Consider the following 20,305-nt stretch of genomic DNA (forward strand, 5'->3'; position numbering starts at 1 on the left):
CTTCTTTTTTATTGGGCAACACTGTGATGAATAAATCCGGTGCGCCCGTCTTTTAATTGGATGATATGCCAATCACCGTTGTTTCCGATTTTTTTCAGTTCCGTTCCTTGAGCCACTCGCATGATAATGGTTGCATTTTCCGAAGGGGAATTACGAATGTTGGCAAGAAAGACCGTTACTTTGATCGTTTGGGCATCGGGTGTTTTGGCTTCTGTTTTTTCGGCGACACTTTTATGGACGTATGCGGTGTAACCGCTGGATAACCGGACCCGGTACCATTCCGCATTTTCTCCGGTCAGCACAAGTTGGGTGCCTTTGTTTACTTTTTGCACAATCGGAGCGGACAAAGACGGATTGGACCGGATGTTGGTCACGGAACCGGTGACTTTGATGGAACCGGTGGCATCGGTAAAGTTATTCTGATTGGAAGAACCGGTGTTTTTCGTCACGGTAGATGAATGGATAAACCCGGTTTTGCCGCCCGGTGTTTTGATTTGATACCAATCCTTGACAAAGCCGGTCATTTCCAGAACCGTCCCTGTTTCAGCCTGTTCCATGACAAAGGCTCCCAGTGAAGGGCCTGTCCGGATATTGGCCAGGTTGACCGTCACTTTCAATTCGCCGCTTGTCGGTTGAACGGCAAAGGAAGGATCTCCGGCCCATTTCCCCGTTGATTTTCCGCTGTGAATCCACACGGGGGTGCCTTCCGGGACGATGTTGTACAATTCATTCACATCTTCATTTTTCATCCGTACACATCCGCTCGAAGCGTGGCTTCCGATGCTTTCCGGTTGATTGGTTCCGTGAATGCCGTACGTACGTCCATTGTCTTCATTGACGCTGATTCCCATCCATTTATCTCCCAACGGATTCTTCGGATCTCCTCCCGGGATGTTTTTCCAGCCGGGTTTGTTGATTTTGACCACCATGGTGAAGGTTCCTTCGGGAGTCAATTCTTTTGTGCGGCCGGTAGCCACCCGGTATGTTTTTTCCAAGGTTCCGTCTTTATATAAATAGAGTGTATTCGTCGATTTATTGACCTCGATTTGATAATGGGCCGCAGCTCCTGCGGTTCCAAAGTAAAAACCGAAGACCAAAACGATGGCCAAAATGGATGAGAAAATCCATTTTATATGTTTCAACGCTTCTTTTCCCTCCTACATGTTATTGTGAAAGCAGCAGGAGTTTAACCGGAATGAAGCCCGATCGGATCATGCAATCGTTTCCCCCTCCTTGCTTGCGAATCATCAACTGAAATTAACTATACCGGAAAAATCGGGGGAGAGAGCAGGAGGAATTTTACCATTATTTGAATTTCGCACAGAAAAAAATGCCTCGTCAGAGGCATTGGCACATCCGTTTACCGGCTGATGCAAATTTCGTGAATGTATGCGGTCGATCCGTCTTTCAGGCGCAGTTTGTAAAAGTTTCCTTCCTTCCCGATGGCGGTCAAGGCCATGCCTTTGGGGACGCGTTGAACAATGGTTGCCGACAAAGAAGGACGGGACCGGAGGTTGGCCAAAAAGACGCCGACCCGGATCGTGTTCCCTTTGACCCGGATATAGTCTTGATGGACATAAGCAGTGCGTCCGTCTGCCAGTTTTACTTGCACCCAATCTTTCGTTTTGCCCGTGGCCGAAAGACGGGCGCCTTTGTTTAATTTCCCGATGATCGCGGCTCTGAGGGACGGAGCGGTCCGCAGATGAACGTGGTTGCCCGTGATGGTGGCGGTTTGCAAAACGGGTTGTCCGTCAGGTTTTCCCTGTGGCTTTTGACGGCTTTTGCCGCTGTGAATCCAAACCGGTGTGCCTGTCGGAATCAGCTTCGATAATTCGATGACATCCTGGTTCCGCATACGGATACAGCCGTTGGAAACATATTTCCCAATCGACCCGGGCTGATTGGTGCCGTGGATGCCGTAAGTTCTGCCACGGTCTCCGTTTACGCGAAGGCCCAGCCAGCGTTCGCCCAGCGGGTTTTTCGGATCTCCTCCCGGGATGCCTTTCCAGCCCGGCTTGTTGATTTTGATGACCACGGGAAACGTGCCTTCCGGGGTCAACCCCGGCTGACGCCCGGTGGCCACCGGATATACTTTTTTCAATTGATTGCCTTGATACAAATAGAGCCGGTTGGTGGCTTTGTTGACTTCTATTTTGTAACCGAAGGAAGCGGCATCAGAAACCGTCGGCCAAAATGAAAAAATGAGTGTGAAGGCAATGGTCGTGATCAAAAGAGAGGACCATTTGAAAAAACGCAATCGGCATGCCTCCTCGTCAGGTGAATTTGTTTTTTTCTGTCTATTTAGATAATAATGGATGTTAAATGATTTGTGAAGAAGAGAGTCGCATTTCAAGGGGTTGCGGCAGGGATTTCATTCAAAGACACAAAAAGAAGCCGATTCTTTTCTTGCGGGACAAGGAGTGCTTTATTACAATGAAGCGAAAGGCAGCATGTGATGTTTTTCTCAAAAGGGGTGTTCCGATTGTATAAAGCGGTTTTATTTGATGTGGATGGTGTGTTTTTAAGCGAGGAAAGATGTTTTGACGCATCGGCGCTGTCCGTGTGGGAATTGCTCCATTCGCCGCGATATCTGGGGCTGGATGACCAAAAACATGTGGTCCGGCCTTCCGAAGAGCAAATCCGCCGGATCCGGAAAGAGGTTTTTGTGAACGATCAGGTTTTGGACTGGATGAAACAAAAAGGGCTCAATTCCAACTGGGATATGGTGTATCTTGTCTTTTCGGGGCAGCTGATGCTCTTTTTGAAGGCAGTGTATGAAGCAAAACCGGAGAGGGTAAAACAATTATTGAGTGAACCGGTGACGGCGGAGGCGCTCCAAGCGGTCCAAAACGAGGCAAACGGCTTTCAACCGCGGTTTTCCGGCTTTATCTCCCTGTTTGACCGGAAAGAAAACCTGGACAAGCATCAATTGTTGGTTTATTTCAATGAACTGGCATATGAATGGTTTGGTATCGCGGTGGATGTGTTTTCCCGGAATTCGTCCTTGTGGAAATTGGCTTACTCGGTTTATCAGGAATGGTATTTGGGTGAGCAACGATTTGAGGAAACCGAGGGCAAACCGGTAAGACAAAAAGGGAAAAAGGGATTCCTTGAAAATGAAATTCCCTTGGCCGAACCGGAAAAGATCAGGCAATTGCTGACAATGTTAAAAGAAAAGGGGATCCAAGCCGGGATCGGAACCGGGCGCTCATTTTTGGAAACGGAAGTTCCTTTTCGCTCGTTCGGCTGGTTTTCCTTGCTGGATGAGAACCATATTGCCACGGCCAGTGATGTGATGGAAGCGGAAAAAGCCTATCCAAACCGCGCCCCGCTCGGAAAACCCGAGCCGTTTACCTATGTCCGGGCTTACTTGGGAAGGGAGGCAGACATCCGTGATTGTCTGGATCATCCGTTGCCGTTTGACAATGGTAAAGAGATTTTGATTGTGGGCGATTCGGTGGCCGATTTGATTGCGGCCCGGAAAATGGGCTGTGATTTTGCCGCAACTTTGACCGGCCTGACCGGGAAAGCAGCCCGGGCGAAGTTTGAAGAGCTGGGGGCGGATTATATTTTGGAAGACATTACGCATTTCCTTCCTCTCCTTACAACGTATCGGTTGACTAAACACTAAATTTTCAAGCATAATAAATATAGATGTTGGTTTTGTTTCCAATGTCCCAAAAAGCCATTGATTTTCATTACATAGGAGGTAAAAACTATGGCCAAATATGAATTGCCGCCACTGCCATATGCAAAAGATGCTTTGGAACCGCATATTGATGCAACCACCATGGAAATTCACCATGACCGCCATCATGCGACTTATGTCAACAACTTGAATGCCGCGCTGGAAGGGCATGATGTTGGCGCCAAAAGCGTGGAAGAATTGATCTCGGACCTGAATGCTTTGCCGGAAAGCATCCGCACGGCTGTCCGCAACAACGGAGGCGGACATGCAAACCACAGCTTGTTCTGGCAAATTTTGAGCCCGAACGGAGGAGGCGCTCCGACGGGTGAAGTGGCAGAAGCGATCAATGCTGAATTCGGAAGCTTCGATGCCTTTAAAGAAGAGTTCTCCAATGCAGCCAAAGGACGCTTTGGAAGCGGCTGGGCATGGCTGGTTGTGAAAGACGGAAAGCTGGCCGTCACCAGCACGCCGAACCAAGACAGCCCGTTGATGGAAGGGGCAACCCCGATCTTGGGATTGGATGTTTGGGAGCACGCTTACTATCTCAAATACCAAAACAAACGTCCGGAATACATTGAAGCATTCTGGAACGTTGTGAACTGGGAAGAAGTAAACAAACGTTACCTCGCCGCCCGCGGTTAATCCCGGTAAAAAAGGCACAGCAAGAATGCTGTGTCTTTTTTTGCGTCTTTTGATTCCCAATAAATCACTATTGAGTCGAAATATCCCTTCTCCTACAATAGCGGTTGTGTAGCTCTGCCCGGTCAAAAAGGGAGGGGATTGAATGAAGACAGTGAAAAATCTGACGGCGGCCATTGCGATTCTTGCCATGGCTGTGGTGGTTTTGTATAAATCCGCCCATCAAGGGCATGCAAAAATGACAGACCGGAAAATATTGAAAAAAGCATCCGCGGCAGTGGATGACAGTGCATATACCCGCTTATGGGAAGAGAGAAATGAAGAAGCATTGAGCGAGGGCTTGGCGGTTTCCCATGTGAAACAAGATAAACGGAAAACCCGTCCGGTTCGCTTGGCCGGGAAATCCATGCAAAAGAAAGAAACGGGCAACACCGCGCAACCCGGTAAAAATGAAATAAAAGGAAAAATGGCCGGCGATGGGCCGGGGAAAAAAAGATTTGATGTCACGCCTGCGGAAAAAAGGCTGTTGGCCAAAGCGGTTTACGGAGAAGCCCGCGGAGAATCGTTCAAGGGGCAGGTGGCCGTGGCCGCGGTGATTTTAAACCGGACGGAACATGCGGCTTTCCCGGACAGCATCCGTGGAGTGATTTATCAGAAAAATGCTTTTACGGCGGTCAGTGACGGACAAATTCAACTGGAGCCGGACGCCAAGGCGGTAAGAGCGGTGGAAATGGCGATCCAAGGGGGGGATCCGACACAAGGAGCCGTTTATTATTACAATCCGGAAATCGCCACCTCCGAATGGATGGAGAAAAAAGCGTCGAACAGCAAGAAAATGCGCATTGGTGAACACGTCTTCTTTTAAATAGCGTCCGTGTTTTTGCTCCCTGTTTCAAAAAAGTGTAGAATATAGAGATACAGCGGCCCTGTGTCATTTTTTCCGCTTCCCTGAAGTGAGGGAGAAGCGGGAGGATGAAGACTGGTTCAACGGGACAACCTTCATCGGGCGGGAAAGCATATTCGCCATCCGGATGACGTAAAGATGGAAGTAGCCAAGCCGTTTTTGTTCAATGGGAAGAGCCGGAGGTGCCGGACGGATCGTGCCGAAGGCGAAAGGAAACGGGGGAAACGGCCCGCAGCACGGCATCCAAAGAGTTTTCCGAGTGGTTGCTGCACTTTGCGTGTTTGGTTTCATTGCGAGATTACGGATTTAAATCCGGGCAGTTTTGGGAACAGTATATAGGGGTAACGGGTTTGCAAAGGAGGGAAGCGCCATCGAACGCATATTACTGCTGACCATGGGCTTCGGTACCGGACATAATGCTGCCGCCAAGGCACTGAAGTGTCAATTTGAAAAAATGCCTGCAGTAACAGCGGAGGTGGTTGATTTACTGGATTTGATCCCTGGCACCTTCCATCCCCTGTTGCAATCTGGATATCACGGAATGTTGAACAAGTTTCCAACCCTTTATCATTATTTATATGACTGGACTCATCACAATAAAATGTTTCGTTATGTCTCAAGCGAACTCATTGAAAAGATGGGCTGGTCCATTCGGAAGAAAATGGCGCAACTCTTTGAACAAGTGCAGCCGACACGAATAGTTTCCACCCATCCTTTTGCGTTGCTTTTGTGTCCGACCCAATGGGAGGAAGTCCCGGCCGTCGGAGTGATTACCGATTATGAATTGCATCCCATCTGGCTGATGCGGTTGCCGCATGCGCTTTTTGTGCCCAAGCGTTTGCTGAATCAATGCCAGTTGGAACAAATTCAGTGGACAACAGGGCTTGAAATCCATGAAACAGGCATACCGGTCAATGAAGCTTTTTATGAAGAAATACCGAAGGAAGAAGCGCGCCGACAATTGAATTTAAAAAGCGACGAACCGGTGGTGTTGATCATGGGCGGAGGCACCGGTCTTGGACCGCTGGAGCAGTTGGTGGATGAAATCCGGCATCTCCGTTCCATGCAATTTGTTGTGTTGACCGGGAAAAACGACCAGTTGTATCACCGGCTTCAAAAGAAAGTGAATCAACCACACATCCGGATTGAACCCTTTCGTTGCGACATCCCGCTGAGGATGGCGGCTGCCGACTTGTTGGTCACCAAACCCGGCGGATTGACCATCAGCGAGGCCATTGCCAAAAAATTGCCGATGTTTTTGTTTGAAGCTTTACCGGGACAGGAAAAAGCCAATCAACAATATTTGTTGCACCATCGTGTGGCCATGATCACGAGACCGCAGACGATCCGGTTGCAATTGGAAAAGTTTTTTTCGCCGGATTATAAAAGAGATCGCATGGTCGAACGGTTTACCGGGCTGATGTCGCCGAATGCGGGAGAGCGGATTGTTCACGAGACGCTTCGAATCCAGACAAAGATGATGCAGACTTTATAGCTAACATGGAGCAGCTACAAAGTCTGTTTCTTTTATATAAAGGGGGATCTGCTTTTGAAACTGGTCACGTATTGCGTCAAAGCCGATGAATTGAACATCCAGACGGAAGAGATTGCCGGTGCCCGCCTGGGACTGGTGTCAGGGGCATGGATCATCGATGTGGGACTTGCCCAAAGATGGCTGGAAATTGAAAAACGTTTGGTTTTTTCCCATGAAATCGCAACGGAGATGGGGCAATGTCTGGCCAGAGGGGATGCGGAATTCAACGCCCTCAGAGAGATGGAAAGGCAGCTTGCGCAGGAGGACATCGGAACGTTGCAGATCGAAGGGGAGCCCGTTGCGATCCGCCTGGAGGAAGCCAAGCTGTTTGCTCCTGTTCCTGTGCCGAACAGTTTTCGCGATTTTTATGCGTTTGAGCAGCATGTCAAGACCTGCCGTCAAAAGCGGGGGCTTCCCATGGCGCCGGAGTGGTATGAAATTCCTGTTTTTTATTTTTCGAATCATCGGTCAATTGTCGGGCACGAGTCACGGGTCAAGAAGCCGGAATACACCAACGAGCTTGACTTTGAACTGGAAGTGGCCTGTATCATCAAAAAGAAAGGAAAAAACATTCCGCACGAACGGGCGTTGGAATATATTGCCGGCTTTACGATTTTAAATGACTGGAGTGCAAGGGATGAGCAACGAAAAGAAATGGCGGTCGGGTTGGGGCCGGCTAAAGGGAAAGATTTTGCCACCTCGATGGGTCCTTATCTGGTGACGCCGGAAGAATTGGAAGACCGTCGGTCCGGTGAACACTGGGATTTAAAGATGCGGGCCAGAATCAACGGCAAAGAGGTTTCATCGGGAAATGTAAAATCGCTTTACTGGAGTTTTGCCCGGATGATTGAGCGGGCTTCGCGGGATTGTGAGCTTTTCCCGGGCGACGTGATCGGTTCCGGGACGGTCGGAACCGGCTGCATTCTGGAATTGGGCACCGATGTGCACCGCTATTTGGAACCGGGGGACGTGGTGGAACTGGAAGTCGAGCGGCTCGGCATCTTGAAAAACATGATTATCTGAAGGAGTGGCCCTTGACAAAGAAGGAGTTGAACTTCATAATATACAGAAATATTTTGGAACTGAATACAAAGTGGATATTCATTCTTATCCAGAGTGGCGGAGGGACTGGCCCGATGAAGCCCGGCAACCTCGGTGATCAGCCAATCACCGGAAGGTGCCAATTCCTGCAGCGGTTTCAACCGCTGAAAGATAAGAAGAACGTTTTTCGGATGACAACCCTCTTCTTATCTTTATGGAAGGGGGTTTTTATTTTGGGAGGCAGAGGTGGAACAATGGAAAAAGTGAATGTTGCTTTGCTTGGTTTGGGAACAGTGGGAAGCGGAGTATGGAAAATGCTCAAGGAAAACCAGGATGTGATTGCCCGCAAAACCGGGAAGTGGTATCAAGTTCATGCGATTTTGGTGAAAGATCCCGGGAAAAAGCGGGATCTGGAAATCACGGATGCACGGATCACAACGGATTTTTCCCAAGTTCTGACCGAAGAGACCGATGTGTTGGTGGAAGTGATGGGGGGAGTGGAACCGGCTTATTCATACATCAAACAGGCGATGAAAAAAGGATGCCATGTGGTGACCGCCAACAAAGAGCTGATCGCCAAACACGGCATGGAATTGGAACAACTGGCTAAACAATGCCAAGTTCAATTGCGGTATGAAGCCAGTGTCGGGGGAGGTATTCCGGTCATCAGCACCCTACGCCATTTTCTGAAGGCCAACCGCATCGACCGGATCCAGGGCATTTTAAACGGGACGACCAATTATATCCTGACCCAAATGCAAGAGAAAGGTCATTCGTTTGCGGAGGTTTTAAAAAAAGCCCAGGAGAAAGGGTATGCGGAAAGCGATCCTTCCTCCGATGTGGAAGGATTGGATGCGGTCTATAAATTGACGATTTTGATGCGGCTTGCTTTTCAGGCCCGGGTATCCGTTTCAGACATTTTTTATCAGGGAATCACCGATATACTTTCGGGAGAGCTTCAATTGGCAGGGAAATTGGGGTATTCGGTCAAATTGCTGGCACAGGCCGAAAAATTCGGCGAAAACGGCCCGGTTTCCGGTTCGGTTTTACCGACGCTGGTTCCCAAGGAACACCCGTTGGCCTCAGTCCGGGATGTTTATAACGCCATGACGGTCGAAGGCGATTATGTTCAGGATTTGACGCTGGTCGGACAAGGTGCGGGACAGAAACCGACAGCCAGCGCAGTGGTGGAAGACTTGCTGAACACAAACGGCTTTGCGGAACAAAATCCCCTTCCGGTGAAAGAGCCTTGGATGCTCTCCGGGGATGATTTGTTCCCCACCCGTTTTTTGTTGCTCAAAGTGCGCGGACAGGTAACAGAATCCATGCTTTCGCCGTCTTTCTGCAAAGAAGCTTCGTCCCTGGCTTTGCTCCCGGCGGAAGAACACACGTTTATCGGGTTGATTCTCCGGGGATGGACACAAGAGAAAACAGATGCCCTGGTTTCCACGTGGGACGGGAAAGTGGACGGCATTCGGATCCGTCCGGTGTTAAGCGGTGAAGCAACGGGCAGCAAACGATCCCTTCCGCTTGCCCGGACGATGTGAAAAAAGGCCGCCGGGCAAGGAGCAGGACTCCTTGAGCGGCGGCTGTTTGATTGCCGAAGGGTTCGGGGAGGGGTTACCATTTGCCGGAATACATCATCAAACCATGCTGGATGCAATGGACATACAATTTTGCGCCTTTGACGGCAGGGAACCGGAAAGAAGGATCTTGCTCGGGGTATAACCGGTTCAGGTAAACTTTGTCGCTTTTGACCAAGGCGGCAAAAGAAAGATAATGTTCTTTGGTCATCGGGTGGTCCAGGGTAAAGAAGTAATCCGTGTCCGTTTCTTCCATCTTGATTTCCGTTTCGTGAAGGGTTTTTGCCGGTTGGAGCTTCTCCAGCTTTCTGCCGCAGCAGAAGACAGAGGCATTTCCGGTGCCGGCCAACATATTTCTGCAGCTCGGACAAACATAAAAGCGTACTTTGTCCATATTTCCGGCATCCGGCCGGTTGCGAACGATTTCCCCTTCCATCATTTGTGCGATATCCGCACCCAAAACGGCGGACAGTTTCGGCCACAGGGACAAATCCGGGCATCCGGCCCCGCATTCCCATTTCGAAACGGTTTTGCTTTGCACCCCCAACGCATCGGCAATATTTTTTTGGGTCAGGTTTTTTTCTTTGCGCAGTCTGGCAATCAACTTGCCGATTTTTTCAGCATCCATATTCTTGCCTCCATTTTTTATATGCATCGCCCGGTTTTTGGATGGTTCCAAAATTCCTGCGGAGTGCTTTTTTCTTGCTTGATCCATTCGCTTCACCCCGGGTTTTATTATATCTCTCCGGACTGCTGAAACGTCATCCACGCTCCGTGGAGTTTCGGGCTCCGTCATTTTGTTTCATTCCCGGTTGCCTTTATTGAAGGTTCCGAGAGAATTATTTTATGATGTGATAGAAAAGTAGATTATCAGAGCGTGTTTTTATTATGCGTCGAAGTTGATCGGTTGGATTCCCGGACAGCGGAAGGTTTGGGGGCGTTGTTTCACCGGCACCAGACGGAGGATGAAAAGAAGCGGGCCAGGAGAAAAAGGGGATTTTTTAAATGGCGGAGATCCTCCGTTTACACAGGAGACAGATTTGTTTAGCGGAAGAGCAAAAAGAGAAAGAAGGGGACGTTTGTGCAGAAGATTCATTGGAAACAGGGACTTCAGTCCGGTTGGAAAACCTCTTTGGAGCTGGCGAAAGTGGTTTTTCCGATTGCTTTTTTTGTGCATATCGCCAAACATACTTTTCTTTTGACATGGTTTGCCAACCTCCTTGCTCCGTTTATGTCCTTGTTCGGATTGAACGGGGAAGCGGCCATTCCGTTGGTGCTTGGAAATGTGCTGAATCTGTATGCCGCTCTGGGAGCGATCGGAGCGTTGGATCTGACGGTGAAACAAGTGTTTATATTGGCGGTGATGTTGAGTTTTTCCCACAATATGTTCATTGAATCGGCCCTGTGCCGGAAAGTGGGGGTGGCGGTTTGGGTGCCTCTGGCGGTGCGCGGGGGGCTTGCCGCTTTATCGGGGATTTTGATCCATCTGTTCTGGCCGGGCGGAAACAGCAAAGCTTCCGTGAATTTGGTTTCCGGCGGGGAAACGGTTTATTCCGGATGGGATGAAATCATCGGATCGGCGTTTTGGACCGCCACGACGGGGGTTCTTCAATTTGCCGCCATTTTGATTCCGTTGACGTTGTTTTTGCAGGCACTGAAAGATTTAAAAGTGTTGGACAAGATTGCGGTTTGGATTTCTCCTTTCTTAAAGCCGTTCGGCATTGCCAAAGAAGGGTCCGTCACCATGGTAAGCGGTTTGCTGGCCGGCTTGTTTCTCGGGGCCGGATTGATTATCCAGCAAGCCCAGGAACACAATTTGTCAAAACGGGACATTACGCTCATCATCATTTTCCTGGCCGCTTGTCATGCCGTGATTGAAGATACCGTCATTTTTATTCCTTTGGGAATCCCGGTCCAATATTTGCTGTTGGTCCGCTTTGGCGCCGCGGTCCTGCTGACGTTGGCGGTGGCCAGATTTTGGCGGCGGCCCGCTGCCCGCTATGCAACGAGCCATCACGGGTGACCGGATACTTTTTGGACGCTGTAAATGGCGGAAAAAGGGATGATCTCCTCATAGCGGCCATTGGCTATTTTCATCCGGCGCTCCTGCGGATTCAGTTTTTCGACAAATCCGCACAGTTGACAGGGGTGCCGGTTTTTCACATAGCGGACCAGGACGGGGAAATCGCCGTGCAATGCCTCCAGAAGAATCTGGTTGATTTCTTCGAGCGCGTCTTCCGCCAGTTCAGGCGGGCTCCATTCTTCTTGCCTTTTTCGCCGGGCAAACAAGGCTTCGCGATGCTCAGGCAGGAACATGCGACTTCCTTCCCACAGGAGATTTTTGCGGTTTAATACAGAGCTCATCGGTCATGCCCTCCAATCTTTTGTGCCCGGCTGAGCGCTTGTCCGGCATGCGTCAGGGAGATGGCGCGCAAGATGGCTGTCGGGCCGAAGCGTTCCTTGATTTCGTCCATCACATAGCCGAGCTCCGTTTTTTTGTTCCGGTCTTCGAAGAGGCTGAGTTGCAGGGCTTGATCGGTTTGGAACCGGCTTAAGCTGACCCCCAGCGAACGGATCGGCTGCCCTTCCCAAAAACGCAAAAACAGTTGCCAGGCCGATTGAAAAACTTCCATGGTTTGATTGGTTGCTTCCGGGAGCTTGCATTGGCGGTGAAATCCTGACGGATTTTGAAAATCGCCCCCCCGGCATCCGACGCTGACCGTTTGTCCGAGAAGATGGTGACGCCGGGTCCGGCGGCAGACCTCTTCACACAGTTCCAACAGGACGACCCGGATTTCTTCGGCAGTCCGGTAATCGCGGGGCAAGGTCATCTGATGGCCGATTGCTTTTTGGTGTTCGAAGGTGTCGGGAGAAACCGGGGACAAATCATGTCCGTTGGCGGTCATCCACAAGACTTGCCCGGGGATCCCCCACCGTTTTTGCAGGCGTTTCAGCGGAAAGCGGGCGAGATCTCCGATGGTGCGGATCCCCATCTTGTTCAAATGATGCCCCATCCGTTTGCCCACCCCGAACATGTTTTGCACCGGCAGGGGCCATAAATCGGTTTTCAATTTTTTTCGGTCCAGCCAATAAATGCCTTCCTTGTTTTTCTTGGCAAAATTGTCACAAGCCATTTTGCTGAGCACCTTGTTCGGCCCGATCCCGATCCGGGCATACAGGTGAAGTTCATCCCGGATGGTCTTTTGGATCTTGCGGGCAATGGTTTCGGGAGGCCCGAACAGCTTTTCACTTCCGTGGATCGAGATAAACTGTTCATCCACGGAGTAAGGTTCGACCAAATCGCTGAAACGTTCCAGAATTTCCGTGATGCGCAGGGAAAATTCCAGATACAAGCTCATGCGGGGACGGGCGACCACCAGATCCGGGCATCGTTTTTGCGCTTCTTGCAACGTGTCGGCATTTTGAATGCCATATTTTTTGGCAAGGGGACAAGCGGCCAAAATCACGCCGTGGCGCCGCTTGGGATCGCCGGAGACAACCACCGGGCGGTCGCGCCATTCAGGATGAAGTGATTTTTCGATATTTGCATAAAAGGATTGCATGTCAACGAGAAAGATCACTTTTTCCATGCTTTTTCCTCCCTTAAGGCACGAACAAACGATCGGCTTTGTTCTCATTATATGCGAACATGCATTCTTTTTATACCTCAAAATATTTCCAGTGCGTGTCCCTGTGCTTTACGACTGAATATTCAGACGCTATGATAGGAGTAAACATGTATCATACAGGAAACGGGGGAGAAGAATGATGAAGGGGACGGTGATTTTTCACCATGGACACATTCGTCCGGCCACCGGCGCTTCTTCCATGGAAGCCGTGGTGGTGCGGGACGGGCGGATTGCGGCCATTGGCGGGAATGATTCCATTCTTCTGGAGTACGGGCGTCCGGATGTGAGGAAAGTGGATCTGGAAGGCGGCTACATATATCCGGGGCTGGCCGACAGCCATGTGCATTTGTCGGGGGTCGGGCAAAAAAGGCGGTGGATGGATGTGAGTTCCTGCCGTTCCAAAGAAGAATTGTTGCAAGCCATCCGCGCCCGGGCCCGGTCGTTAAAACCGCAGCAATGGATTTTGGGAATGGGATGGGATGAAAACCAAATGCAGGGCGAAATCCCGACTTTGGAAGAGCTGGATGAGGCAAGCGGGGACCATCCCCTTTTTCTGATCCGCATCTGCCATCATGCCGGTCTGGTCAACCGCCTGGCTTACCAAACAGCCGGCATCCGGGAAGGGGAAACAGATCCGGAGCAGGGAAAATGGGGAAGGGATGAAAAGGGGCGGTTCAACGGCCGGGTTTATGAAAATGCCACCCGGTTTTTTTATGATGTCCAACCGAAACCGGATTACACGGAAAAAAAAGAGACCATCCGCCTGGCGATGCAAGAGGCGTTGGCTTGCGGGTTGACTGCCGTCCATACCGAAGACCTGCGTTATGTCGAAAGCTTGTACGAGTTGATCCGGATCTGCCGGGAGCTCAGGGAAGAAGGCGTATGGTTGCGGACTCATCAATTGATTTATCATCCTTATTTGGAAGAGCTCAAAGAAAGTCCGTGGAATGCCGGGGATGGGGACGAGTGGTTCCGGATCGGCGCGATGAAAATTTTTGCGGACGGATCGCTGGGCGGAAAGACGGCGTTTCTTTCCAGGCCGTACCGGGATGAACCGGATCATTACGGACTTTTGATTCACGAGCCGGAAGAATTGATCCGGTTGACGCAGGTGGCAGCGGAACAACGGATGCCGGTGGCGGTCCACGCCATTGGCGATCAAGCCGCCGAATATGTGTTGCAGGCCATGCAGTCCTGCCCGGTGGTTCACGGCAAAACAGGCCGCACACTTCGCCATCGTCTCATTCACGGACAGTTTTTGCGGCCGGATCTCATTTCGAAACTGAAAGCCATGCCGATGGCTGTGGATATCCAACCCCGGTTTGTGGCCAGCGATTTTCCTTGGGTGCTGGAACGCGTTGAAGAAGATTTGATGGCGTATGCTTATGCTTGGAAAACATTGCTTCAATCCGGTGTTCACTTGGCCGGTGGAAGCGATGCGCCGATCGAGCCGCTTCATCCCGTGTGGGGACTTCACGCGGCGGTTACCCGGCGTCCGCCGGAAGAAGATCATCCGGGCTATTTTCCCCGGGAAAAGTTGAGTTTGAGCGAAGCTTTGGCCTTGTTTTCCCAAGGCAGTGCTTATGCAGCCGGGGAGGAAAAAGAGCGGGGACGCCTGCAGGTGGGTTATTATGCAGACATGACGGTTTATGACCGGGATTTGTTTGCCACAGACCCCGGGGAGTGGGGAAAGACGAAGACGCGAATGACCATTGTCAACGGGCAAGTGGCATTCCGGCAAACCTGAACGGATGGCAAAGAAGAAGGCGGTGTCACCAATCCACTGGTGACACCGCCTTTTCGGCTCAGGAGGATTTCCGGTTGAAAACGTCTTTGAAAATCAGATTCAGGTTTTGCGGACGTTCGGCCAACCGGCGCATGTAATAGCCGAACCAGTCATGGCCGAAAGGCATGTAAGTGGTCATCCGGTATCCCTCTTTGGCCAAATCATATTGCATCTCTTGCCGGAATCCATAGAGCATTTGAAACTCAAACCGGTCCGTCGGAATCCCGTTTTCGGCAACAAATTTCTTCAGTTCGCCGATGATCCGGTGATCATGCGTGGCAATGGAAGTGAAAGCCGGTCCGGCCAGTCTTTTTTTGGCCAGTTTCAAAAAGTTCCGGTCAATCTCCTCTTTGGATTGAAAGGCGACATCCGGACTTTCTTTATACGCTCCTTTGACGATCCGGAGGCGGACATCCCGGAGTTCATCCGTCACTTCTTCCGCGCACCGCAGATAGCTTTGGATCACGGTTCCCACATTGTTGTAGTCTTTCAGCAACGTTTTTAAGACGTCGATGGTCGGTTGGAAATGAATGTAGTCTTCCATGTCAATGTTGATGAAAATGTCGTATCGGGCGGCAACGTCCAAGATCTCTTTCATGTTTTCAATGCAAAAGTCCTGATCGATATCCAGCCCCAACTGGGTTAATTTGACCGAGACATGGCAATCCAGATTTTCTTCGTTGATTTTATTGAGCATCGCGATGATTTGGTTTTTGGCTTGGATGGATTCTTCTTTGTGAAAAACAAATTCCCCCAAGTTATCCACCGTACAGCTGATGCCTTGTTGATTCATCTTTTTGATGGTGCGTGTGACGCTTTCAATGTCCGTGCCGGCCACAAACCGTTCGGCCCCCAGGCGAAATCCCCATTTCCGGGCACTTTGGTTTAAAAATTTATTGGTGGATAAGCGGATGAAAAAATTTCGCAACAACTTCTGCACAATCCCCAACCCCTTTCACTGTTTCCGGTCCGCAATCAATACGTTTCGGAAACCGTTTTTGCTTCCATGAATAATTTCAGGTGGTCAGGGCCTCCTGCTTTGGAATCGGTACCGGACATTTTGAATCCGCCGAAAGGCTGATAACCGACAATGGCCGCGGTGCATCCTCTGTTAAAGTAAAGGTTTCCGACATGGAATTCATATCTGGCCCGTTCCAGATGTTCCCGGTTATTCGAAATCACGGCCCCGGTCAAACCGTATTCCGTGTTGTTTGCAATTTCCAGCATTTCATCAAAATCGCGGGCTTTGGTGAACGCAACCACCGGGCCGAAAATTTCTTCCTGCATGATGCGGGCTTTGGGATCCACATCTTTAAAGATCGTCGGGTAGACAAAATATCCTTTGGAATCATCCGTTTGTCCGCCGTAGACGAGGGTTCCTTCCGTTTTGCCAATTTCAATGTAGCTTTTGATTTTGTCGAATTGTTTTTGATTGATCACGGCACCCATGTATACATCTTCTTCCGCCGGATTTCCCACTGTCAACGTTTTGGTGCGCTGAACCGTTTTCTCGATCACTTCGTCGTAAACATCTTCATGAACCACAACCCGGGAGCAGGCGGAGCATTTTTGTCCGGAGAATCCGAAGGCGGACTGGACGATGGCATCGGCAGCCAATTCCAAGTCTGCATCTTTATCCACAATAATCGTGTCCTTTCCGCCCATTTCTGCAATCACCCGTTTCAGGTGGGTTTGCCCTTCCTGCACTTTGGCGGCGCGTTCATAGATGCGGACGCCGGTGGCTCGGGAACCGGTAAAGTTGATGAAGTGCGTGTCTTTGTGGTCAACCAGATAATCCCCGATTTCCGCGGGATCTCCCGGGACAAAGTTGAGTACGCCTTTGGGGAGGCCGGCTTCCTCCAAAATTTCCACGACTTTGTAAGCGACGACGGGGGTGTTTTCCGACGGTTTCATCAGAACCGGGTTTCCGGCAACAATGGGAGCAACGGTCGTTCCGCATACAATGGCAAAGGCGAAGTTCCACGGCGGAATCGTGACGCCCGGTCCCATCGGCTGATAGAACAAAGTGTTTTGTTCAATCGGACGGCTGTTCACTTTTTCCCCTTTGGCGATTTCCAGCATTTGTCTTCCGTAGTATTCCAAAAAGTCAATGCCTTCGGCCGTATCCGCATCGGCTTGATCCCAGGGCTTTCCGGCATCGTAGACAAGCCATGCGGAAATTTCATGCTTTCTGCGCCGGGTGATGGCGGCGGCTTTAAAGAGCACGTTGGCACGGGCTTCCGGAGACATTCTCCGCCATGTTTTAAAGGCTTCGTTTGCTGCTGCAAATGCCTGGTCAATGTGTTTTTTGGTTGCTTTTGAAACCTTTCCGATCACTTGTTCTTTGTCGGCGGGGTTGACGGAAACCAATTTATCTTCGGTGTAAATCCGTTCGCCGTTGATGACCAGCGGATATTCTTTTCCAAGTTCGCTGCGGACCTTTTGCAAAGCTTTTTCAAACGCCTCGCGATGGGCCGGATCCTTGAAATCGGTAAAAGGTTCATGTTTGTAAGGGACAACCATGGAAAAACCTCCTTTGAAAGATCAATGCTTTTAAAAATGAGTCAATGCCTCAAGTAAAAAATCCTTTGCCCTGTTTATATGCAAGGAATGTGCCAACCAAATGAAACCGGTTTAAATATGTTGTTTTTATTTTTTCTGGAAGCGATTTCATTTGCTGATAATCTTGTTAATGTGTAAAATATTATTAACAATATTGTAAACAGGGTTAACATCTGTTTACAGTCGGATGCATCCACATTAAGCCGAAAGGGGCGGGGAAAGTGACGGATCCTCATCACTTTTATTTGCAGGCGGTCTTGTCGACGGAAGATGATGCGATTACGATTGTGGATCAAAAGATGAATGTGATTTTTTGGAATGAGGCGGCGGAAGAGACTTACAACATTCAAAAAGAGGAGATTCTGGGCAAAAAAATCACGGATTTTTTCCTTCATGACGATTTAATGGTTTTGAAGGTGCTGAAAACAAAGAAAAAAGTGAAAAATAAATATCATCGCCCGCGCCATGACAAACATGTTGTCATCAATACCAGCCCCATTTTTGACGGGAACGGGGAATTGATCGGAGCGGTGTCGGTCGAACGGGACATCACCCAGTTGGTGAAATTGAATGAAAACCTGATCATGACATCCCGGGAGCTGCAGGAACTGAAGCAACGCGTCCACACGGATCAGGAGATCCTTCCCTTTTCCAAATTGATCGGAAAAAGCAAAGCCCTCCGCAAAACGATTGCCATTGCCAATAAAAGCGCCAAAACGGACGCAACCACATTGATTCTGGGGGAAAGCGGAACCGGAAAAGAAATTTGCGCCAGGGCCATCCACGAAGCCAGCGCGCGGAGAAAGGGGCCGTTTATCCCCGTGAATTGCGGGGCGATTCCACACGCTTTGTTTGAAAGTGAATTGTTCGGGTATGAAGGCGGTTCCTTCACCGGGGCACAGAAAGAAGGAAAACCCGGAAAAATCGAAATGGCGCACGGCGGCACCCTGTTTTTGGATGAAGTGGGAGAGCTTCCGCCGGAGATGCAGGTGAAGCTGCTCAGGGTGTTGCAAGAACAAGTCCTTTACCGCATCGGGGATTCCAAAGGGAGAAAAGTGGATGTCCGGTTTATCGCCGCGACCAATCAGGATCTCATCAAATTGATGGAAGAAAAAAAGTTCCGTTCCGATTTGTATTACCGGTTAAACGTCATTCAGCTGACCATGCCTCCCTTGAGAGAGCGGGTGGAGGACATTCCCTTGTTGGCGCAATATTTTTTGGAGCAATTTGCCAGCCGGTATCAAGTGCCGGTTCCCGAAATCCAGCCGGATGCCATGCCGGTTTTGCTTCAGCATCCATGGCCGGGAAATGTGCGGGAACTGCGCAACCTGATGGAACGGGTCGTGATCCTGTCCGAAAAACCGGTGATCCAAAAAGAAGATTTGGTCAGCTTTTTCCAACACCCGGCTGCTGCATCGTCTTTTTCAGAGCCCGGTGCGGAAAATCGCCGCAGCTTGTCCGGTGAAAAAGATCACATGGAGAAACAGTTGATTGAACAGGCATTAAAAGAGACGGCCGGCAACAAATCCCAAGCTGCCAGAAAATTAAGGATATCCCGGGTGACCCTCTACAAAAAGCTGAAAAAATACCAGATCCGTCTGTAGAGGCCGGCCGTCCCGGTCCCCGGCTCAAAAGATGACTTTGGTGGCCAGAGCCGTGATGATCACAGCCATTGCGGTGCCGGTGGCCCAAAGGATTGTAAAGCGCTGGAATTCCCCGAAGTCGACTTTCGACATTCCCACCAGCAGGTAAGTGGCAGGCACGAGCGGGCTTAACAAATGGACCGGCTGTCCCAGCAACGATGCCCGGGCGATCTCGACGGCAGTATAACCGTAGGAAGCGGCAGCTTCAGCCAAAATGGGAACCACGCCGAAATAGTAAGCATCATTGGACATGAAAAAGGTGAATGGGATGCTGGTTACCGCGATGATGAGATGAAAGGCCGGTCCCCAGGAGTCCGGAATGATGGAGATCAGGCTGGAAGCCATGGCGTCCACCATTTTGGTGCCTGAGAGGATCCCGGTGAAAATGCCGGCGGCAAAAACCAGGGAGACGACGGCAAGGGCGTTTCCGGCATGGGATGCGATCCGCTTTTTTTGTTGTTCGGGATTGGGATAGTTGATCATGACGGCAAGGGAAAAAGCGAGCATAAACAACACCGGCAGCGGCATGATGCCTTTGATCAGGCCGATGAGCAAAAGAGCGGTCAAGATGGTGTTGGCCCAAAGCAGTTTCGGGCGTTTCAAGGAAGCGTCCCCTTCAGGGGAGGCTTCTTTTTGCAGGTTTTGGATGCTCTGTTCATCCAGGGGAATCACTCCCAGCCGTTTTCTTTCCCGCCGTCCCAACCAAAATGCGGTGAAGAGGATCCAAACGGCCCCACCGATCATGGAAGGAATCAAAGGGACGAACACATCGCCGGCGTCCACGCCCAATGCGGCGGCTGCACGGGCAGTCGGTCCGCCCCATGGCACCATATTGGTCAAACTGACCGACATCACAGTGATCCCCGGCAGAATCAGCGGATTCATGTTCAAACGCCGGTACAGCGGAAGAAAGGCGGAAACGGTGATCATGTAACTGGTGGTGCCGTCCCCGTCCAGGGAAACGACCAGTGCAAGGACGGCCGTTCCCATGACGATCTTTGCCGGATCTCCTTTCACCGCCTTTAAGATTCTGGTTACGATGGGGTCAAACAAGCCGGCATCAATCATGATGCCAAAATAAAGAATCGCAAACAAAAGCATGATCCCGGTCGGGGCCAAATCTTTGATTCCCTCCAATGCCATCTGTCCCATTTCGGAAGCATGTCCGGTGAATACGGCAAAAAGGACCGGGATGATCATCAGGGCAATCAGTGTGGGCATCTTTTTCGACATAATCAGGTACATAAACAAAAAGACCATCAGGTAACCCGTGAGTGCAAGCATCTGTTGACCCTC

At 50.3% G+C, this 20,305-nt stretch carries 18 protein-coding genes and 1 riboswitch; of the genes, 9 read left to right on the forward strand and 9 right to left on the reverse strand.

From position 1 onward, the window contains the following. Positions 1 to 8 precede the first annotated feature (8 nt). Together H1R82_RS06750 and H1R82_RS06755 are read right to left on the reverse strand one after the other, a co-directional pair. Positions 9 to 1,142, reverse strand: coding sequence for an SH3 domain-containing protein (locus H1R82_RS06750; RefSeq protein WP_181731181.1), 1,134 nt, complete (start codon positions 1,140 to 1,142; stop codon positions 9 to 11). A gap of 218 nt (positions 1,143 to 1,360) precedes the next feature. Further along, entirely contained in the window at positions 1,361 to 2,257 is an 897-nt protein-coding gene (locus H1R82_RS06755) for an SH3 domain-containing protein (RefSeq protein WP_181731180.1), read from the reverse strand. Positions 2,258 to 2,482: 225 nt separating this feature from the next. Between H1R82_RS06755 and H1R82_RS06760 the strand changes: the two genes are divergently transcribed. From H1R82_RS06760 to H1R82_RS06770, 3 genes are all read left to right on the forward strand, one after another. Then, positions 2,483 to 3,631, forward strand: a complete 1,149-nt coding sequence (locus H1R82_RS06760; RefSeq protein ID WP_181731179.1) for an HAD family hydrolase — start codon at positions 2,483 to 2,485, stop codon at positions 3,629 to 3,631. 87 nt (positions 3,632 to 3,718) lie between these two features. Then, a complete protein-coding gene (locus H1R82_RS06765) occupies positions 3,719 to 4,330 on the forward strand; it encodes a superoxide dismutase (RefSeq protein WP_037995878.1) in 612 nt (203 codons plus the stop codon). 142 nt (positions 4,331 to 4,472) lie between these two features. Beyond that, complete coding sequence (locus tag H1R82_RS06770; protein ID WP_181731178.1) at positions 4,473 to 5,192, forward strand: cell wall hydrolase; 720 nt, start codon at positions 4,473 to 4,475, stop codon at positions 5,190 to 5,192. Between the two features lie 66 nt (positions 5,193 to 5,258). Here the strand turns inward: H1R82_RS06770 and H1R82_RS06775 are convergent, their stop codons facing one another. Next, positions 5,259 to 5,474, reverse strand: a complete 216-nt coding sequence (locus H1R82_RS06775; RefSeq protein WP_181731177.1) for a hypothetical protein — start codon at positions 5,472 to 5,474, stop codon at positions 5,259 to 5,261. A 151-nt stretch (positions 5,475 to 5,625) separates the two neighbouring features. Between H1R82_RS06775 and H1R82_RS06780 the strand changes: the two genes are divergently transcribed. The 3 genes from H1R82_RS06780 to H1R82_RS06790 all read left to right on the forward strand — a co-directional run bounded on the left by H1R82_RS06780 (position 5,626) and on the right by H1R82_RS06790 (position 9,353). Then, positions 5,626 to 6,726, forward strand: coding sequence for an MGDG synthase family glycosyltransferase (locus H1R82_RS06780; RefSeq protein ID WP_258873896.1), 1,101 nt, complete (start codon positions 5,626 to 5,628; stop codon positions 6,724 to 6,726). A gap of 54 nt (positions 6,727 to 6,780) precedes the next feature. Next, entirely contained in the window at positions 6,781 to 7,788 is a 1,008-nt protein-coding gene (locus tag H1R82_RS06785) for a fumarylacetoacetate hydrolase family protein (protein ID WP_309544801.1), read from the forward strand. An 81-nt stretch (positions 7,789 to 7,869) separates the two neighbouring features. Then, positions 7,870 to 7,984: riboswitch (SAM riboswitch) on the forward strand. A 76-nt stretch (positions 7,985 to 8,060) separates the two neighbouring features. Further along, positions 8,061 to 9,353 carry a homoserine dehydrogenase gene (locus H1R82_RS06790; protein ID WP_181731175.1) on the forward strand — a complete coding sequence of 431 codons (1,293 nt, stop codon included), beginning with the start codon at positions 8,061 to 8,063 and terminating at the stop codon, positions 9,351 to 9,353. 73 nt (positions 9,354 to 9,426) lie between these two features. On the opposite strand, the gene H1R82_RS06795 is transcribed toward H1R82_RS06790, so the two are convergent. Then, a complete protein-coding gene (locus H1R82_RS06795; protein WP_181731174.1) occupies positions 9,427 to 10,017 on the reverse strand; it encodes a helix-turn-helix domain-containing protein in 591 nt (196 codons plus the stop codon). 453 nt (positions 10,018 to 10,470) lie between these two features. Between H1R82_RS06795 and H1R82_RS06800 the strand changes: the two genes are divergently transcribed. Next, positions 10,471 to 11,412: a nucleoside recognition domain-containing protein gene (locus tag H1R82_RS06800; protein ID WP_181731173.1), complete on the forward strand. Its 942-nt coding sequence runs from the start codon at positions 10,471 to 10,473 to the stop codon at positions 11,410 to 11,412. Here the strand turns inward: H1R82_RS06800 and H1R82_RS06805 are convergent. Beyond that, complete coding sequence (locus H1R82_RS06805) at positions 11,403 to 11,753, reverse strand: YolD-like family protein (protein WP_181731172.1); 351 nt, start codon at positions 11,751 to 11,753, stop codon at positions 11,403 to 11,405. The genes H1R82_RS06800 and H1R82_RS06805 overlap by 10 nt on opposite strands. After that, positions 11,750 to 12,979 (reverse strand): DNA polymerase IV, encoded by a 1,230-nt coding sequence (locus tag H1R82_RS06810; RefSeq protein ID WP_181731171.1) that lies wholly within the window; start codon positions 12,977 to 12,979, stop codon positions 11,750 to 11,752. The genes H1R82_RS06805 and H1R82_RS06810 overlap by 4 nt, the downstream gene beginning before the upstream one ends. A gap of 178 nt (positions 12,980 to 13,157) precedes the next feature. On the opposite strand from H1R82_RS06810, the gene H1R82_RS06815 reads away from it, so the two are divergent. After that, positions 13,158 to 14,765 (forward strand): amidohydrolase, encoded by a 1,608-nt coding sequence (locus H1R82_RS06815; protein WP_181731170.1) that lies wholly within the window; start codon positions 13,158 to 13,160, stop codon positions 14,763 to 14,765. 58 nt (positions 14,766 to 14,823) lie between these two features. Here the strand turns inward: H1R82_RS06815 and H1R82_RS06820 are convergent, their stop codons facing one another. After that, positions 14,824 to 15,744 carry a proline dehydrogenase family protein gene (locus H1R82_RS06820; RefSeq protein WP_181731169.1) on the reverse strand — a complete coding sequence of 307 codons (921 nt, stop codon included), beginning with the start codon at positions 15,742 to 15,744 and terminating at the stop codon, positions 14,824 to 14,826. A 35-nt stretch (positions 15,745 to 15,779) separates the two neighbouring features. Then, positions 15,780 to 17,327: an L-glutamate gamma-semialdehyde dehydrogenase gene (pruA, locus tag H1R82_RS06825; RefSeq protein WP_181731168.1), complete on the reverse strand. Its 1,548-nt coding sequence runs from the start codon at positions 17,325 to 17,327 to the stop codon at positions 15,780 to 15,782. Between the two features lie 338 nt (positions 17,328 to 17,665). On the opposite strand from pruA, the gene H1R82_RS06830 reads away from it, so the two are divergent. Further along, positions 17,666 to 18,970: a sigma-54 interaction domain-containing protein gene (locus H1R82_RS06830; protein ID WP_370527005.1), complete on the forward strand. Its 1,305-nt coding sequence runs from the start codon at positions 17,666 to 17,668 to the stop codon at positions 18,968 to 18,970. A gap of 24 nt (positions 18,971 to 18,994) precedes the next feature. Here the strand turns inward: H1R82_RS06830 and H1R82_RS06835 are convergent, their stop codons facing one another. Further along, complete coding sequence (locus H1R82_RS06835) at positions 18,995 to 20,293, reverse strand: CitMHS family transporter (protein WP_181731167.1); 1,299 nt, start codon at positions 20,291 to 20,293, stop codon at positions 18,995 to 18,997. Between the last annotated feature and the right edge of the window lie 12 nt (positions 20,294 to 20,305).

Source organism: Thermoactinomyces intermedius, from assembly GCF_013912365.1.
GTDB classification, from domain to species: Bacteria; Bacillota; Bacilli; order Thermoactinomycetales; family Thermoactinomycetaceae; genus Thermoactinomyces; species Thermoactinomyces intermedius.

Excerpts from the sequence above, each read along its gene's own strand:
- H1R82_RS06765 (WP_037995878.1), top strand. The coding sequence starts at position 3,719 with ATGGCCAAATATGAATTGCCGCCACTGCCATATGCAAAAGATGCTTTG.
- H1R82_RS06770 (WP_181731178.1), top strand. The coding sequence starts at position 4,473 with ATGAAGACAGTGAAAAATCTGACGGCGGCCATTGCGATTCTTGCCATG.
- H1R82_RS06775 (WP_181731177.1), bottom strand. The coding sequence starts at position 5,474 with ATGCCGTGCTGCGGGCCGTTTCCCCCGTTTCCTTTCGCCTTCGGCACG.
- H1R82_RS06780 (WP_258873896.1), top strand. The coding sequence starts at position 5,626 with ATGGGCTTCGGTACCGGACATAATGCTGCCGCCAAGGCACTGAAGTGT.
- H1R82_RS06790 (WP_181731175.1), top strand. The coding sequence starts at position 8,061 with ATGGAAAAAGTGAATGTTGCTTTGCTTGGTTTGGGAACAGTGGGAAGC.
- H1R82_RS06795 (WP_181731174.1), bottom strand. The coding sequence starts at position 10,017 with ATGGATGCTGAAAAAATCGGCAAGTTGATTGCCAGACTGCGCAAAGAA.
- H1R82_RS06805 (WP_181731172.1), bottom strand. The coding sequence starts at position 11,753 with ATGAGCTCTGTATTAAACCGCAAAAATCTCCTGTGGGAAGGAAGTCGC.
- H1R82_RS06810 (WP_181731171.1), bottom strand. The coding sequence starts at position 12,979 with ATGGAAAAAGTGATCTTTCTCGTTGACATGCAATCCTTTTATGCAAAT.
- H1R82_RS06815 (WP_181731170.1), top strand. The coding sequence starts at position 13,158 with ATGAAGGGGACGGTGATTTTTCACCATGGACACATTCGTCCGGCCACC.
- pruA (WP_181731168.1), bottom strand. The coding sequence starts at position 17,327 with ATGGTTGTCCCTTACAAACATGAACCTTTTACCGATTTCAAGGATCCG.
- H1R82_RS06830 (WP_370527005.1), top strand. The coding sequence starts at position 17,666 with ATGAATGTGATTTTTTGGAATGAGGCGGCGGAAGAGACTTACAACATT.
- H1R82_RS06835 (WP_181731167.1), bottom strand. The coding sequence starts at position 20,293 with ATGCTTGCACTCACGGGTTACCTGATGGTCTTTTTGTTTATGTACCTG.